The 16528-nt window shown below is 45.9% G+C and carries 16 protein-coding genes; 3 read left to right on the forward strand and 13 right to left on the reverse strand.

The genetic code is table 11. The annotated features are described in order from the left end of the window. Window positions 1-103: 103 nt before the first annotated feature. The 9 genes from flgJ to flgB all read right to left on the reverse strand — a co-directional run bounded on the left by flgJ (window position 104) and on the right by flgB (window position 7430). Window positions 104-1069: a flagellar assembly peptidoglycan hydrolase FlgJ gene (flgJ, locus tag AACQ81_RS10055; protein WP_237387181.1), complete on the reverse strand. Its 966-nt coding sequence runs from the start codon at window positions 1067-1069 to the stop codon at window positions 104-106. Beyond that, window positions 1069-2187, reverse strand: coding sequence for a flagellar basal body P-ring protein FlgI (locus tag AACQ81_RS10060; protein ID WP_237387182.1), 1119 nt, complete (start codon window positions 2185-2187; stop codon window positions 1069-1071). Before AACQ81_RS10060 ends, flgJ begins: the two co-directional genes overlap by 1 nt. A 15-nt stretch (window positions 2188-2202) precedes the next feature. Further along, entirely contained in the window at window positions 2203-2994 is a 792-nt protein-coding gene (locus AACQ81_RS10065) for a flagellar basal body L-ring protein FlgH (RefSeq protein WP_237387183.1), read from the reverse strand. Window positions 2995-3062: 68 nt separating this feature from the next. Then, a complete protein-coding gene (gene flgG, locus AACQ81_RS10070; protein WP_237387184.1) occupies window positions 3063-3842 on the reverse strand; it encodes a flagellar basal-body rod protein FlgG in 780 nt (259 codons plus the stop codon). A gap of 18 nt (window positions 3843-3860) precedes the next feature. Further along, window positions 3861-4616 carry a flagellar basal body rod protein FlgF gene (locus tag AACQ81_RS10075; protein WP_237387185.1) on the reverse strand — a complete coding sequence of 252 codons (756 nt, stop codon included), beginning with the start codon at window positions 4614-4616 and terminating at the stop codon, window positions 3861-3863. 21 nt (window positions 4617-4637) lie between these two features. Further along, on the reverse strand, window positions 4638-5834 hold the full coding sequence (gene flgE / locus AACQ81_RS10080; protein ID WP_237387186.1) for a flagellar hook protein FlgE: 1197 nt from the start codon (window positions 5832-5834) through the stop codon (window positions 4638-4640). Window positions 5835-5849: 15 nt separating this feature from the next. After that, complete coding sequence (locus AACQ81_RS10085; RefSeq protein WP_237387187.1) at window positions 5850-6590, reverse strand: flagellar hook assembly protein FlgD; 741 nt, start codon at window positions 6588-6590, stop codon at window positions 5850-5852. A gap of 13 nt (window positions 6591-6603) precedes the next feature. Further along, a complete protein-coding gene (gene flgC, locus AACQ81_RS10090; RefSeq protein WP_237387188.1) occupies window positions 6604-7008 on the reverse strand; it encodes a flagellar basal body rod protein FlgC in 405 nt (134 codons plus the stop codon). 5 nt (window positions 7009-7013) lie between these two features. Then, window positions 7014-7430 carry a flagellar basal body rod protein FlgB gene (gene flgB, locus AACQ81_RS10095; protein WP_237387189.1) on the reverse strand — a complete coding sequence of 139 codons (417 nt, stop codon included), beginning with the start codon at window positions 7428-7430 and terminating at the stop codon, window positions 7014-7016. 218 nt (window positions 7431-7648) lie between these two features. Here flgB and flgA point away from each other — a divergent pair, with 218 nt between their 5' ends. The 3 genes from flgA (at window position 7649) to AACQ81_RS10110 (ending at window position 9209) form a co-directional block, all read left to right on the forward strand. Further along, on the forward strand, window positions 7649-8320 hold the full coding sequence (gene flgA, locus AACQ81_RS10100) for a flagellar basal body P-ring formation chaperone FlgA (RefSeq protein ID WP_237387190.1): 672 nt from the start codon (window positions 7649-7651) through the stop codon (window positions 8318-8320). Window positions 8321-8442: 122 nt separating this feature from the next. Continuing rightward, the gene (gene flgM / locus AACQ81_RS10105; protein ID WP_198691236.1) at window positions 8443-8742 is read left to right on the forward strand and encodes a flagellar biosynthesis anti-sigma factor FlgM; all 300 of its coding nucleotides are present in this window, start codon (window positions 8443-8445) and stop codon (window positions 8740-8742) included. A 26-nt stretch (window positions 8743-8768) separates the two neighbouring features. Further along, window positions 8769-9209 (forward strand): flagella synthesis protein FlgN, encoded by a 441-nt coding sequence (locus AACQ81_RS10110; protein WP_237387191.1) that lies wholly within the window; start codon window positions 8769-8771, stop codon window positions 9207-9209. Window positions 9210-9783: 574 nt separating this feature from the next. Here the strand turns inward: AACQ81_RS10110 and flhA are convergent. The 4 genes from flhA to AACQ81_RS10130 all read right to left on the reverse strand — a co-directional run. After that, window positions 9784-11871, reverse strand: coding sequence for a flagellar biosynthesis protein FlhA (flhA, locus tag AACQ81_RS10115; RefSeq protein WP_237387192.1), 2088 nt, complete (start codon window positions 11869-11871; stop codon window positions 9784-9786). After that, the gene (flhB, locus tag AACQ81_RS10120) at window positions 11864-13015 is read right to left on the reverse strand and encodes a flagellar biosynthesis protein FlhB (RefSeq protein WP_237387193.1); all 1152 of its coding nucleotides are present in this window, start codon (window positions 13013-13015) and stop codon (window positions 11864-11866) included. The genes flhA and flhB overlap by 8 nt, the downstream gene beginning before the upstream one ends. 212 nt (window positions 13016-13227) lie before the next feature. After that, window positions 13228-14160, reverse strand: a complete 933-nt coding sequence (locus tag AACQ81_RS10125; protein WP_237387194.1) for a fimbrial protein — start codon at window positions 14158-14160, stop codon at window positions 13228-13230. Window positions 14161-14197: 37 nt separating this feature from the next. Further along, window positions 14198-16528: fimbria/pilus outer membrane usher protein (locus AACQ81_RS10130; RefSeq protein WP_237387195.1), on the reverse strand; the 2331-nt coding region annotated here is incomplete at its 5' end.

The following is a 16528-nucleotide window of genomic DNA, read 5'->3' on the forward strand; positions in this document are numbered from 1 at the left end:
CATCTATAGGAGGTCATTCACTGATACAGTTATCGGCAAATCACCTTGTTCCTTGAGCGAAAATACGCTTAGTTCCGATAGTTCTTGCTTAAAGCGAAATGGGCTAAAACAGGTTGTCGAAATCGTAGGTGTAGGCTTTTGCTATTTGGTGGCCGGTATTTTTTAACTGCTGGATCAGTGACACGAGTTTTTTGGCGTAACCGGGGTCGGTGGCATATCCGGCATCCTGCAAGGAGTATGCGCCCTGCTCAGCCGTTGTTGATTGCACTACCTTAGTGTAACGAGGGTTTTCTGTCAGTAGTTTGACATAATCCGTTATCGCTTCCACATAAGAACCATATACGCGGAAACTGTCCTGCATTTTCTTCGGTTCGCCATCAATATATTCCGTCGTCATAATATTGGTGACAGCTCCTTTCCAATGCTTACCGGCTTTGATACCAAACAGGTTATGACTCGGTTTGCCTTCTGCGGTCAGGATTTCCCGTTGCCCCCAGCCCGATTCCAGCGCAGCCTGTGCAATGATTAGTAAATGTGGAATGCCACTTTGCTGACTCGCCAATTGCGCAGGCAAGGAAAGCATGGAAACAAAGTTGGTACTGTTCATCGTCAATGACTTCGACTGGACTGGACCATTAGAGAAGGACGGGGAAGCATTTTCAGGTATGTCCCGGTGCATAAACGGCTCCAATGGCTGTTTAGGCAATGTTTGCAGAATATCATTCCCTAATGGCATCGGGACTGTTCCCGCTAGTTCACCCGAAATATTATTAGCGTTGGAGAACTGTTTGACGATCATATCAGCAAATCCCAGTCCCTTTTGGGAAAGATCCTGAGCAATTTGCTGATCGTACATCGAAGTATAAAAACGGGTCTGCTCGCTGCTTAAAATTCCATCCTGTGGCAACGAGGAACGCATACTTTTCAGCATTATCTGAACGAAAACACCTTCCAGTTGTTGGGCTACTTGCCGTAGCCCTTGCTCTGGTTCCTGTGACAGTTTCGCTTTCAGTGAATGCAGTGAATTAACATCGTAAGCAGCGTTGGACATCGTCAGAAAATCATTCATCAGATAATCTCCAGCTTCGCACGCAGACAACCTGCGCTCTCCATTGCCTGCAAAATCGACATTAAATCCGTTGGTGTCGCACCCAGCGTATTCAATGCACGCACAACTTGAGCGAGATTCGCGCTGGCACTGACTTGTTGCAATGCGCCGCCCTGCTCCTGAATGCCGACATTAGTATTACGGGTTACAACGGTATTGCCACCCGCCAATGGCGTATTAGGCTGGTTAACCGCAGTCTGACGCTCAACGGTCACTGACAGGCTACCGTGGGCAATGGCACAACTATCCAGCGTGACATTGCGGTTCATCACGACTGACCCTGTACGGGAGTTGAAAATCACTTTGGCATCACCTGCATCAACACGAATAGTCAGATTCTGTACTTGAGACAGAAATTTCACCTGCTCGCTGTTTTCCATCGGCACCCGCAACTGCACAGTGCGGGAATCCAGCGGGGTTGCCGTTCCTGTCCCCTTCAGGCGGTTGACCGCATCACTGATTTGCTGGGCCAAACTAAAATCATCATCATTCAGTTGCAGGTTCAAAGTACCTTTCTGACCGAATTGCGTTAGCAATTCACGCTCAATCACTGCACCGTTGGAAATTCGCCCACCTGCAAGCTGATTGATTTTGATGCTGTTACCTCCAGCACTCGCACCTGCACCTCCCACCAGAATATTTCCCTGAGCCAGCGCATAGACCTGATTATCCACGCCCTTCAATGGTGTCATCAGCAATGTACCACCACGCAGGCTTTTAGCATTACCCAGAGAGGAAACTACAACGTCAATGTTTTGCCCTGCACGCGCAAAAGGTGGCAGCTTGGCTGTCACCATGACGGCAGCAACATTTTTAAGCTGCATATTCGTACCGGGCGGTACGGTAATTCCCAGCTGTGACAGCATATTGCTCAAACTTTGAGTAGTAAAAGGCGTCTGCATGGTTTGGTCACCCGTACCATCCAACCCAACCACCAAACCATAACCAATCAGTGCGTTATCCCTGACACCTTCTATGGTCGTCAAATCACGAATGCGTTCCGCAAAAGCGCCCGTTGATGCAATCGTATTGAACAATACCAGCAAAAATGTAAGAAGGCTGGCGACTAATTTTTTCATCCTGACCATCCTCTTTTAAAACGGTGAGATATTCATAAAGAAACGTTGCAACCAGCCCATATGCTGCGCTTCGTTGATATAACCATCGCCAACATACTCAATGCGGGCATCTGCAACTTGGTTAGAACTCACCGTATTATTACCAGTGATAGTGCGCGGATTGACGACACCAGAAAAACGAATGAATTCCGTCCCCTGATTGATGGCGATCTGTTTTTCCCCCACCACATGCAGGTTGCCGTTTGCCAGCAATTTATCCACAGTTACAGTAATCGTACCTCTGAATGTGTTGTTGGCATTCGCCCCGCCTTTACCCCCGAATTCGTTATTGCCTTCCATACTCAAATCGGTTTTATCACTGCCTATCAACCCCTGTAAGAAACGGGGAGTCAAAGCCGCTGCGAAACCCGTTTTTCCATTGCGGCTGGCGTTGGCTGAGGAGTTTTTGCTCGCGCTGACGTTTTCTTGCAAGATGATCGTCAGCGTATCACCGATATTGCGCGGACGGCGGTCTTCAAACAGGGGTTGATAACCGTAATAGACTGGTTGGACAGTCTGGAAAATAGAACCATTTGGTATTGGAGCGGTTGCTTCGGCGGGTTTTGCGGTTGTCTGCCCATTCACCAGCGGTTTGTGCGGCATATAAGCACATCCCCCCAATGTCAGTGTTGACAATGTTAATACCACCACAGATATGTTGATACGTTGTTTATTTCCCCGGTTTTTCCGTAAACCGGCAGAATCATAAGCTACATGGTTTTTAGCATGGCTTCCGGAATGGTTCTTGGCAACGGGCATTGTATCCATCTTCTATGCTCTTACATTTATTGCAGAAATAGTGGGGGAATGTGCTTTCCCCACTATTAATGATTAGGTTATAACTGAGTCAGTTTTTGCAGCATCTGATCAGATGTTGATACTGCTTTACTGTTGATTTCGTAGGCTCGCTGAACCTGAATCATATTGACCAACTCTTCCGCCACATTAACGTTAGATGTTTCAACGTAGCCTGAATAGAGCAATCCGGCACCATTGATGCCTGGTGCGTTTTCCACCGGAATCCCGGAACTGTTGGTTTCCAGATAGAGGTTTTCACCGATGCTTTCCAAACCGCTTTCATTGATGAACGTGGTCAGCGTCAGCTGTCCAATTTGTTGAGGCGCTTGTCCCTTCATATTTGCGCTGACAATCCCATCACGGGCAATGCTGATGCTGAGGGCATTGTCTGGAATAATAATCGCAGGCACGACCTGAAAACCACTGGCAGTCACCAACTGACCATTTTGATCCTTCTGGAATGAACCATCGCGGGTATAGCCCGTCGTGCCATCAGGCATCTGGATTTGGAAAAAGCCCTGTCCTTTGATTGCCACGTCCTGACTGCGGCCGGTCTGTGCCAAATTACCCTGACTGTGCAGGCGTTCAGTCGCCACTGGCCGCGCACCTGTACCGATTTGCAAACCCGATGGCAGGTTGGTCTGTTCAGATGACATCGCGCCCGGCTGACGTTCAGTTTGATAAAGTAAATCTTCAAACACCGCGCGCTGGCGTTTAAAACCGTTGGTGTTAACGTTTGCCAGGTTGTTAGCAATGACATCCATATTGGTTTGCTGAGCATCCAGCCCAGTCTTGGCAATCCATAAAGATCGGATCATGAATTTATCTCCCCCCGATTAGCTCATAGCGAGAATTTGGTTAGCCCGCTGGGCATTTTCATCGGAACTGTGTATGACTTTCATCTGCATCTCAAAGCGACGCGCATTGGCAATCATGTTCACCATACTTTCCACGGGATTCACATTACTGCCTTCCAGAACACCCGGCATGATTTTCACCTCGGTGCTGGCCGTGAGTTCATTGCCTTGCTGTTCCCGCGCCTGTGGCGTTAAATGGAACAAACCATCATCGCCCCGCACCACTTGGTTGGCTTCCGGCTTGACAATTTTCAACTTGCCAATCTGACCCAACAACGTTGGCGGATCGCTGGCAATCAGGGCAGAAATGGCACCATCGGCCGCGATAGTTAATTCAGCCTGCGGCGGAACATCAATCGGCCCGTTTTCGCCCATCAACATGCGCCCCTGCACCATCAGTTGCCCTTCGGGTGAAATCTGGATGCTGCCGTTGCGGGTATAGGCTTCCGCCCCATCTTCAAGCTGGACAGCCAAGTAGCCGCCTTGTCCGACCGCCACATCCAACGGACGGGAGGTATAATTCATCGGTCCCTGACGGCTATCCATGCCGGGAGTGGAAGCAATAACCAGCGAGCGTGTCGGCAGGGTTTCACCTTCAATCGGCACAGCACGCAACGCAGCAAGCTGAGCTTTAAAGCCCGGCGTTGAAGCGTTAGCCAGATTGTTGGCGGTGACAGCCTGATGTTCCAGAGTTTGGCGCGCAGCACCCATCGCGGTATAAATGACGTGATCCATAAAGCTATCCGACTAAGTCTATTAACGCATGCTGACCAGCGTTTGCAGAATTTGGTCCTGCGTCTTGATGGTCTGGGCGTTGGATTGATAGTTACGCTGGGCGACGATCATATTGACCAGCTCTTGGCTCATGTCCACGTTAGAGGCTTCCAGCGCACCGCTGATCAGCTTACCGAAGTTACCTGAACCCACTACGCCTACAACCGGGCTGCCAGATGCGCCGGATTCTGTCCAAACATTATCGCCTTGTGCAACCAAGCCTTCAGGATTAGAGAAGTTTGCCAGTACAACCTGACCCAGAGCTAATGTTTCAGTGTTAGAGTAAATACCGTAAATTTTGCCGTCATTATCGACACGGTAATCGGTGAAATGACCAGTTGCATAACCATCTTGTTTTGGAGGAGAAATAGAATTTTGAGCAATGCTCTGCTGCTTGCTACCATTGAGTTCAATATTGATTTGCGCAGCAGCAGAGCCATTTAAAGCGGGTACATCAAATTTAAATGATGGAATATTTTTCATTTGGCCACTGGTATTAAATTCTAATTCACCCAATTCCTGAGAGTTAGCACCCGCAACAGACCGATCCAGCGCATGAGCTATCCATTTGTTATTGTCTGTTTTAACAAAAAACACATTGATATCATGCTGATTCCCCAAGCTATCAAATACTTGAAGCGGAGCACTAAAGTTAAATGTGTCTTTCTTATTGGGATCAAATGCTTCGGTGATAGCTGTCTCCATTGAATTCAGATTAGCTTTCAGTTTGATTTCCGTCGTCGCTTTTGCATCCAATATATCGGTTGGAATCGAAATCGACCCGACTGACCCGCCTTGCTGAATTTCACCATTTACCGCCGGATAACCCGTCAGCTTCATACCCTGCATATTGATCAGATTACGGTCTGCATCCATTTTGAACTGACCATTACGGGAATAGAAAATATTACCGTTAGAATCCTGCATGCGGAAAAAACCGCCTTGGGTGATAGCCATATCCAACTGACGGTTGGTCGTGGTGGTTGAGCCATCTTTAAAGTTCTGCACCAGACCAGAAACCTTAACCCCCAAACCCACTTCTGAACCGCTGAAAACGTCCGCAAAGGAAGCGGAGCTGGATTTAAAGCCATATGTTGCCGAGTTTGAAATGTTATTACCGATAACGTCCAGATTACCCGCTGCGGCATTCAAACCACTGACCGCTTGTGAAAAAGACATATGTCCTCCGTTTAATTAAAGAAACTGACGTACTTCGTCCATGTTTGCCGTACCCACCAGCCCTAAGTCTAATTTAGTGCTGTTTTCCTGCCGCACAACACCGTTAACCTGGGCATACCTCAGGGGGTGTATCATCAACATTTGATCTTGTTGGCTTGCGGAAATGGTGAAGTTATAAGCTCCGTCCCCCACGGCATTACCATCTGCGTCTTTGCCATCCCATATGGAAGAGTTCAGTACATGGACTCCAGCACCACAATATGCGGATGAATTGGGATCTGATTTATTGAATTCCATTTCCCGAACCACTGCGCCACTTTTATTTTTGATGGTGACTTTGATAATATCGGCAGGCCGATCCAGTTCATAACCGAATGCGGTTGTATTGATGTCCCCTTTTTCGTTGGAACTAACCAGAATCTCATTACCATAAACATTGCCTGAAACCATGATACCCCGGCCAATCAGTGCAACCTTTTGCATGGTATGGTTGTTGTCCATTTGTCCGACAATGGAACCCAACGTTTTATTCAGTTTCTCAATACCCTCAACCGTACTGATCTGCGCAATCTGTGAAGTCAATTCACTGTTTTGCATTGGATTGGTAGGATCTTGGTTTTTAAGCTGAGCAACCAATATATTCAAGAAGCCATCTTTAATATCACCACTATTTTGCGGCTTTCCATTGGTCAACTTAGCCAGTTCACCAACGGCTGAATTATCCAGTGACTCATTAATTGAAGCGGTAATTCCCATAACGAAATTCCTGTTACTGACCCAACGTCAGAGTTTTCAACATGATGGACTTAGTGGTGTTAAGCACTTCAACGTTAGCCTGATAACTGCGGGAAGCGGAGATGGTATTGACCATTTCCCCGACCACATCTACATTTGGCATACGTACATAACCTTTTTCATCGGCCAGCGGATGACCCGGCTGATACTCAAAGCGGAAAGGTGTGGGATCATCCACCACTTCGCTGACACGAACACCGCCAATCTCCTGCCCTGCGGGGGCGGCGACGCGGAATACAACCTGTTTGGCGCGATATGGCTCACCATCCGGCCCTACAACGCTATCGGCATTCGCCATATTGCTGGCACTAACGTTCAGTCGCTGGGACTGAGCAGAGAGCGCAGAGCCGGCAATATCAAAAATACTGAGTAGAGACATTCCCATTATCCTTGTGACTGTAGAACTGACATCATGCTTTTGAGCTGCGCATTCGTCATAGTAAGTTCGGACTGATATTTCAGGCTGTTATCTGCGAAATTGCTGCGTTCCATATCCATGTCAACGGTATTTCCATCCATAGCAGTCTGGTATGGCACCCGATACAGCAGATCCATCTCCAGACGTTTTTGAGGCTGAACGGGAATATGTCGATCGGAAGTCAGAGTCAGCCCAATTCCATTCCCCGTCACACGACCATGTGCCATAACCTTTTTCAGTTGGGCAGCAAAATCGATATCACGGGCTTGATAGCCAGGGGTATCCGCATTAGCAATGTTGGCAGACAAAATTTCCTGTCGCTGGTTGCGGAGTGCCAGCGCTTCTTGTCGAAATTGAAAGGCGGCATCTAATTTATCGAGCATATTCCTCCCTCGGTTTTGTTCGTGAAATCTGATGGGTTTTAAGCTCTAAGCAGCTAACAGAATAAACGCAGAAGAAAAAGGTGATTCGAAGAATAGAAACAAATTGAATTGCTATTTATCCCATTAACGAATAATCAATGGCGTTACACTATTAATATCCAACAGGTACTGAATATTTTTTGAAATTATGGTTCGCTAACGGGATTAAAGGTGATGATATGACTGCATTAAAAATTATCGGGTTCGTTACCTTTTTCCTTAATCTATTTTTTGCTAGTTCTTTGGCTTGGGGAAACAACTTACCGCAATTAATAAATGATTATTTCAGGCAGATTCACCATACAGCGGGCCAGAAAGTCTCTGTGGAAATCAAAACGCCTGAACAGCAATGGCCGAATTGTGAGTTCCCTGAGATACAACCATCACTTGGCAACAAAAACTGGGGTAATCTGTCCATCCCTGTAACTTGTGGTCAGAAACGCCGTTTCATTCAGGTCTATGTCAACGTCACCGGCCCATATTTGGTTTCCAAGCGCACCATTTACCGCAATGTAGTCCTGACAGAAAAAGATTTTCAAATAAAAACAGGGTCTTTAGATAAACTGCCAAGCGATATAATCCGTAACAGAAAGGCCATACAAAATGGTATTGCTATCCGCAACATACCTGCCGGAAAATTCATCACACGCAACATGATCCGGCGTCAGTGGGCAATTAAAGCCGGACAAAAAGTGGTCGTCATCGTAGATGGACATCATTTTCAGGTGCGTTACGAAGGAAAAGCGATTAACAACGCCGCAAGTTTTGATAATATCCGTGTTCGTCTGGACTCCGGGCAGGTTATTACTGGTGAAGCTCAAGAAAATGGCAGTGTAAAAATGATGTTATAAATGGCTAAAGTTTTATTTTTTCAAGCCGATATAATCAACAGACCATGATTTACAGGCATGCCAGCGGTATATCGCCTGCTACCTAAGACAAATAAATAATGCCTGATTAAAGGATTACGATTATGAGTATTGAACGCACTCAACCTCTACTGGCTATTGCTGCTTTACAGCAACGCAATGCCAATGAAGGTGCTCAGAGCACTCGCAGAACTGTGGCTGTCGCAGAAAAAAGCGCCGATACGCAAGTCAAATTGAGCGAAGCGCAGAAAAAGCTCGTTCAGCCAAGCAGTCAAGATATTAATATCCAGAAAGTACAACAATTGAAAGAAGCCATTGCAAAGGGAACACTGGCGATGGACAGCGGCAAAATTGCCGATGCCCTCTTCAGAGAAGCCCTTGAAAATATGGAATATGATAAATAAACCATCAAATTCATAAAGAGCCATAAATGGAAGAACTTCAACTCTTGCTTGAACAGCAAAGCGCGCACCTGAACTCGCTTTCGCAAACCATAGCAGAAGAACAGCGCATATTGAGCGATGGTTTTATTGAGGCAAATCATTTACATCGAGTGACGGAACAAAAAACGTTTTTACTTTCGGCACTCGATCACGCAGAACGGAAGCGTCAGCACTTAAATGAAACGCTGGAAATAAAGCCACCTTACACCAATCATGAAAAACTGGCTGTATTATGGGAACAAATTAACCAGACGATTGAACGTATCCGTAATTTAAATGCGCATAATGGATTTCTGCTGAATCAGCATGTAGAGTTGAACAGTAAAGCCATTGCTTTTCTGAAAAGTCACCATAGCCCTTCTCTTTATGGTGCAGATGGTCAGGCCCGACGTAATTCAGCGCTATCAGGCCATAAGATCAGCGTTTGATTATTAGTACTACCAAAAAAATATAAAATAGACAAACCTCTTAAAATATAAATTTAGTTAAGAGGTTTGCTTGTATAATTTTTATCATGACTATATTGGAATTGGAAAATTTAATTAATTCTAGTTTCTGAAATGATAGATATTATTTAAGGCATTGTTTATTATTTTCTTATTGGGGCTTCTATACCTACTATCAAGTATAGGTCTAAATACAGAAACCACACTAACTCTATCCTTGCAGTAAAAATTACCATATACCCATTGGATTTCAAGATGCAGCGCGACGGCAAGGAGCGAATCCCCTGGAGCATAGATAACTATGTGACCGGGGTGAGTGAGCGCAGCCAACAAAGCGGCAACTTGAAAGACGACAGGTATACATAAGATTGTTTGCAATCTGAACAATGGAGCGTGTCGTTTTATTCAAACCATAACTAAATACCCCCCCAGCCTTTCATACAATAACTATTGCATGGTTAATAGATAATTACTTTGGCAAGGCTCCGAAGATTGATTTTTATTTACTGAAATATAATAAGATGATCGTCAAAGCGATCATCTTATATACATTATCTTATCTCGTACCGCCAATCGTTGCCGTCATTCTGATTTGACGATTATCGGTAATTTCAAGGTTGGACAATACAACCAACCGAGGCAATACGCGACGTAAGAAACGAGATAATAGCGGGCGCAGTGCATGGTTGACCAATAGCACTGGCGGTGCTCCCAACATTTCCTGACGTTCCAATGCTTCTGCCGCCTGACGTTCCAGACTTTCTGCCAGACCCGGTTCCAGTCCGCCACCATTTTGCAGTGCCTGAAGCAGTAATCTTTCCAGCCCTGCATCCAATCCAATAACTTTGATCTCATCCGCTCCTGAGAACCATTGCTGGGCAATCGCCCTGCCAAGAGCAATTCGGATCATGGCGGTTAATTCGTAAGGATCTTTCTGCGTCGGCGCATGTTCTGCCAATGTTTCAATAATAGTGCGCATGTCACGAATGGGTACTTGTTCCGCCAGTAAATTTTGCAGAACTTTGTGCAACGTTGTCAGGCTAACGACATCAGGGATGAAATCTTCCGTCAGTTTCGACATCTCCTGACTGACCCGTTCAAACAATTGCTGTGCTTCCTGCCTTCCGAACAATTCACTGGAATGCTGTGACAGTAGATGGTTAAGGTGGGTTGCAACAACGGTGCTGGCTGCTACGACTGTATAACCCTGTACCTGTGCCTGTTCTCTCAGGCTGTCATCAATCCATACCGCTGCCAAACCAAAGGCCGGGTCTGTCGTTAAGTCACCCTGCAATTCCCCGATAGCACCACCCGGATTAATCGCCAACCAGCGTCCCGGATGTGCTTCACCACGACCAATCTCTACACCTTTCATCATGATGCGATAACTGGCGGGTGCCAATTCAAGGTTGTCACGAATATGCACTACAGGGGGCAAATAACCCACTTCTTGCGCAAATTTTTTGCGTATCCCACTGATACGGCCGAGCAATTCACCATTTTGGCGAAAGTCCACCATCGGAATAAGACGATAACCCACTTCCATCCCCAAGGGATCTTCCAACTGTACATCAGACCATGAAGCTTCTGCGGTCTGCTGTTGTTCCTCCATCGCTTTCATCTCTTCGTGTTGTACAGCCAGTGGGTTTTTATCCTTACGCAATAAGAAATATCCCGCCCCAGCCAACGCTGCCGTAAACAGCAAAAAGACAAAGTTAGGCATTCCCGGCACTAAACCGAGCAGGCCAAGCCCCCCCGCACTCAACATCATCACTTTCGGATTATTGAAAAGCTGGGTCACCATTTGCTGACCAACATCTTCATCAGTCGCAACCCGAGTGACAATAACACCCGCCGCAGTGGAGATGATCAAAGCTGGTAACTGGGCAACCAGTCCGTCACCGATAGTCAGCAAGGTATAGGCTTCTGCGGCATCTCCCAACACCAAACCATGTTGAACAACACCAACAATCAATCCTCCGATGATATTGATCACCAGTATCATTAATCCGGCAATCGCATCGCCGCGCACGAATTTACTTGCACCATCCATCGAGCCGTAAAAATCCGCTTCCTGTGTAACTTCAGCGCGACGCTTTTTAGCTTCATCTTCACCAATCAATCCGGCATTCAAGTCAGCGTCAATCGCCATCTGTTTGCCGGGCATTCCGTCCAGCACGAAGCGCGCACCAACCTCTGCGATACGCCCCGCACCTTTAGTAATCACCATAAAGTTAATCAGGATCAAGATAACGAAAACAACAATACCAATCGCAAAATTTCCGCCAACAAGAAAGTGCCCGAAGGCTTCCACTACCTGTCCTGCGGCGGCTGATCCGGTATGGCCTTCCATCAGAATAATTCGTGTGGAAGCAACGTTCAGTGACAAACGCAATAAAGTCGAGAACAATAAAATGGTCGGAAACGCAGCAAAATCGAGCGTTCTGCGGGTGAACATCGCCACCAGCAACACCATAATAGAAAGCGCAATATTGAAAGTGAATAATAGATCAAGCAGGAATGGTGGCAACGGCAACACCATCATCGACAAGATCATGAGAATCAGAACAGGTCCCGCAAGCATTTGCCATTCGGAGCTTTTCATATTCCCCGGTAAACGGAATAACGAGGCCAGATTAGCCATGACGATTATTTTCTCCAGCAAAATCCAGTGCTGGCGGCACTGGCAGATTTTCAGGTTTCTTCGGTTTCAGGCCACCTTCCTGTTTCCAACGTTTCAATTGGTAAACCCAGGCAAGCACTTCTGCGACAGCGGCATAGAGCGCCGCAGGAATAAAACCTCCCACTTCAGCATGGCGAAATAATGCCCTCGCCAAAGGGGGAGCTTCCAACAACGGAATGCGGTTTTCAGCACCAACTTCTTTAATGCGCAAGGCAATAAGCCCTGTCCCTTTGGCTAATACTTTCGGCGCACTCATTTTTTTGCTGTCGTATTGCAGAGCAACAGCGTAATGGGTCGGGTTGGTGACAATGACATCAGCCTTCGGCACATCCGCCATCATGCGTTTACGCGCGGCTGCCCGCTGTTGTTGACGGATCCTTGCCTTTACATGTGGGTCCCCTTCTTGTTCTTTAAACTCATCCTTGATCTCCTGACGTGTCATTCTCAGTTTTTTCAGGTGGCTGCGGATTTGATAAAGCACATCAAATGCCACCATCGGTATCAGCATAAATAAAACAATATAGCAGGCAAAAATCATCATCAGCATGGCATCACTCAATGCCATTAGTGGGGGCTGGGCTATCAGATTAAGCATGGCAGACCAATTCAGCCAGATAAACAGGGCTGCGCCGCCACCTACCAATGATGCTTTCAAGATAGCTTTGAATAATTCCGCCAAGGCATTCATGGAGAAAATTTTCTTCAAACCAGAAACAGGATTCAGCTTGGTCAGATCAAACTTGATGGATTTTGAACTGAATATCAGTCCTCCCATCAATGCTGGGGCACTGAGAGCAACCAATACCAATCCGGCAAATACTGGCAATAACGCCCAAACAGCCTGTTTCAGCAATCGACCGACTTGTTGCAGCATTTGTTTATCATTGCTGACTATATTGTGATCAAAATTAAACCCTTCAAACACCATCAGAGAAAGTTCATAGGTGATCGATTGTCCGCTCATCCAGAGCAAACTTACCCCTCCCGCTAACATCAGGATTGAGGTGAGTTCCTTCGAACGCGCAATTTGTCCATCTTTACGGGCTTTTTCCCGTTTATGGGGCGTGGGTTCTTCGGTTTTTTCGAGGTCGCTATCTTCAGCCACGGCTTTCCCTGGTGAGCATTCGTGATTACATGCAGAAAATTTGCCTTTGGCAAAGGACAAATGAAATTGTGTTAAGCATGACAAAAGCCCAGAAATTCAATGGCGGGAACACTGCAAAATTTGCGGGGGTATTTGGGTAATTATAAGCGTGCCGGAGGCTGGGCAGCTCCGGCAATGGGATTGGTGCTATTTATAGCTGATGTTACTTATAGCTAATAGTAACTCATAGTATAGGTGACTCTGCCGCTGGCGGTGCCAGGGGTGACTTTATCTTCGGTTTGGATATAGCGTGCTGATAATGGGATCTTAATCCCGAGACTATTACTCATTGATGCATTCAACTTATGTTTCTTTCCAAATTCTACAAAGCTATTGCCAGTAAGGCCATATCTCAACTGAATACCTATACCTTTAGCAGCATCTCCACTACTGTCAATCTCCATGATACCCTTTTTTTGATCATTCGCTAGATTAACGGGAGAGATACTAATCGACAGGCTAGGAGCATATTGACATTCGGTCAAAACAATACTGGTATCCTCCCATCTTGTGCCGGAACCTTTACCCGTAAACGTATTAATATGATGGACTCCCATATCCACTGTTTTATCAGGGGCTTTGCAAGTCGGTTCAGTGATCTCTAGTGTTCCTGTAAATCTGATTATAACTTTGGCCTTACCACCACTGTTGATACATAACTCAGGAAGAGTAGAACCATCAAGCTTTCCCGGCTGTAAGGCCGAATTTTTGCGAAGCCTAAACCACACACTTTTACTCGTTATATTAGGAACCGTCTTAGATGGGAAGAAAGTTTCTCCACGTTTAGCTACCATATTAATACCTTTCATTTCAGTACCAAACACTTGCCAGAAGGGACTGTCATTAACTACAGAAGGTATTAAGGAAAAACCATATGATAAAGACTTATTTGAATTTTCTAAGAAAACAGAATCAATATTAGTTTCAAATATATTATCTTTGTTGTCCACAATCGAAACGCTATCAGACAAGGTTACAAAGATATCTTCGGTATTCTCATCCCTAGCGTCACACCCAACCTTATCATATGCTTCAACTCCAGTGGAACATAATATCCCCCCCAGAAAGATTATCAGTAAAAATAATTCATATAATTTTTTCATCATCAACTCGCTGATCATTCCTTTAGCACACTGAATACTCTCAGTGTTGCCCGTGATTACACAACTGCACGTTCTGAGTATTATCCCACCACGAACTTTTGCTATCCGGTAATTGATATTTCACCCGACACTGCATTTGATTGCGACTGCCCCATTGCACTTTCAGTTCACCCGTTGACGTCTGAACACGGGCAAACAATTGCCCTGCCTGACCAATGTGACCTACCAGCCCTCCCTTTTCGTCTGTGACTTCCGCCCCAAAAGGAATAGGCTGCTGATTTGGCTGCTGTAGCCTCAGCAAGATTGCAGCGCCCTGTTTAACACCATAATTCACCTTAACAACCGCGCCCGATAACGGTGCCACTTTCTGCCGTGTAGTCCTTAATTCCACACCATCACTGGCTCCTTTGGGATCGATGATGATGTCATTCATCTGATACGGATTCAGGTTGGGCACTATCGCATAACCCTGAGAATCAATACGGATATTTGAATAGGATGAAACCTGTGCCCCTTTAGCCCCTTTTGCTTCGACAATGGCAAAAGTATTGCCACTATGGGATGAAAAACTGATGCCTCCTGAATGCGCGATTACCGTGCCATTTATTCCGGCTGAAGCACTGCTATAGTTCTTTCCTTTACTATAAGAAGCAGACAACGCACTCCACGAGTTACGATAATTACCGGAAAGTGAGGTCGCATAGTCAGAACCCTGATGCTGTGAAGCATTCAAGTTATAATAAAATGGAGTGTCTTTCCCGACCGTGCCGGACAGGCTAAGCTGTTTCCTCCATTTACTTTGCTCATCATGCGTCAGTTGAGTACTGATATGACTGAAAGCCTTTTTTTCCAGAGGCAAGCTGACATTAAACAGCCAGCTATTTTGGAATTTCCTCCGGTTATTCTGGTTACGAGTCACCGATACACCATAGCTGATTCCTTGCCAATGGTTATTGTAGCCGAGCTGATATTGCTGGCTATAGCCCTTACGTTCCCAGGAATTCTCCATGGAACCACTTAAATGGAACTGTCCCCAATGTTCTGGCAGGCTCTGATTGAATGTTAACGTGACGCGGTTGCGTGGTGTGCTCCCATAATCATCAGCCATGCCCTGTGAAGATACTGCATCAGACAAGCTTCGATAATCTTTGGTTGAAAAACGATGAGTTGCCAAAGAGAAATTGCTGCCAGTTTCATGCACATATTGACTGTAGCTTAAGTTATAACTCTGCCCACGTAACGACTTACCATTACCGGTATTTAAATGAGTATGAGCGACAGCTGCCGATAGTGCTCCTATAGGGGTATCAACTGCCATACCCAACTGCCCGGCATAATAATTACGTGAATATTGTAATCCCGCATTACCGGTTATACGGTTAGTTAAACCCTGCTGCCAGGTCGTTTCGGCAAACAGTGCTGGCTCCTTTAACTCGTGACTGCGATATTTACCCACGGTAAAACTATATTGGCTGGAACCGGGACGTAATAACTGAGCGACAGCTGTATACGGCACTTCAAAACGCTGTTTGCTGCCATTAGCTTCATGAACCGTTACCGCCAGATTACCACCATAACCCGTCGGATAAAGATCATTAATAATAAAATCACCGGGCGGCACCGTAGTTTCATATATAACTTGCTCTCCCTGATGCACGGTCACTCTGGCATTGGTACGGGCAATACCGCGAATTTCAGGCGCATAGCCTTGTTGTGAAAGTGGTAACATATATGGAACGCTGGTCAACGAAACCCCGGTAAATGGCAAGGTATCGAACAATTGACCGGAAGTATATGACTCTCCAATCAATACTCGGCCCTGCAATGCAGGAATATCACGCTGTACATAGGTATTCAGGGCATGATATTTTTTTTGGCTCTCCTGCTGCCAATTGAGGTTGCCATTATGGCGGAAATACCATGCTCCCAGATTCAAACCAGTGTTCAATGAACCATAAGCAGAATCATGGTGATCACCACCGGATTCACTACGGTATGCGCTGAAATTATAACCCAGAGTACCAGCACTGATACCTTTGTCCCACAATGTGGGATCAACTGCATCCCGAGCCTGTTTTTTAACATATATCTGCGGCAGGCTAATATTGAGTTGTTGATAACTACTATCATAATTTACCGTGGCTTCCGGCAACCATTCAGCCAATGAAGTACAATCCTGATCTTCCGCTCCTGCTGCTGTGATATCTTTTGTCAATAGTTTCAGCTCAAGGGGCAATTGCTTTAAGAACCTATTCAGAATTTTTTTAAACCAGAACGATTTTTCATATAAACTACGGGGATGAGAAAAATTTATGCCAGTGACATTAGTCGAGAAGTGTTCATGGAAATTGAACCCCTGCTGCTTAGCAGC

This window comes from Xenorhabdus sp. Sc-CR9, from assembly GCF_963897815.1.
Taxonomy (GTDB): domain Bacteria; phylum Pseudomonadota; class Gammaproteobacteria; order Enterobacterales; family Enterobacteriaceae; genus Xenorhabdus.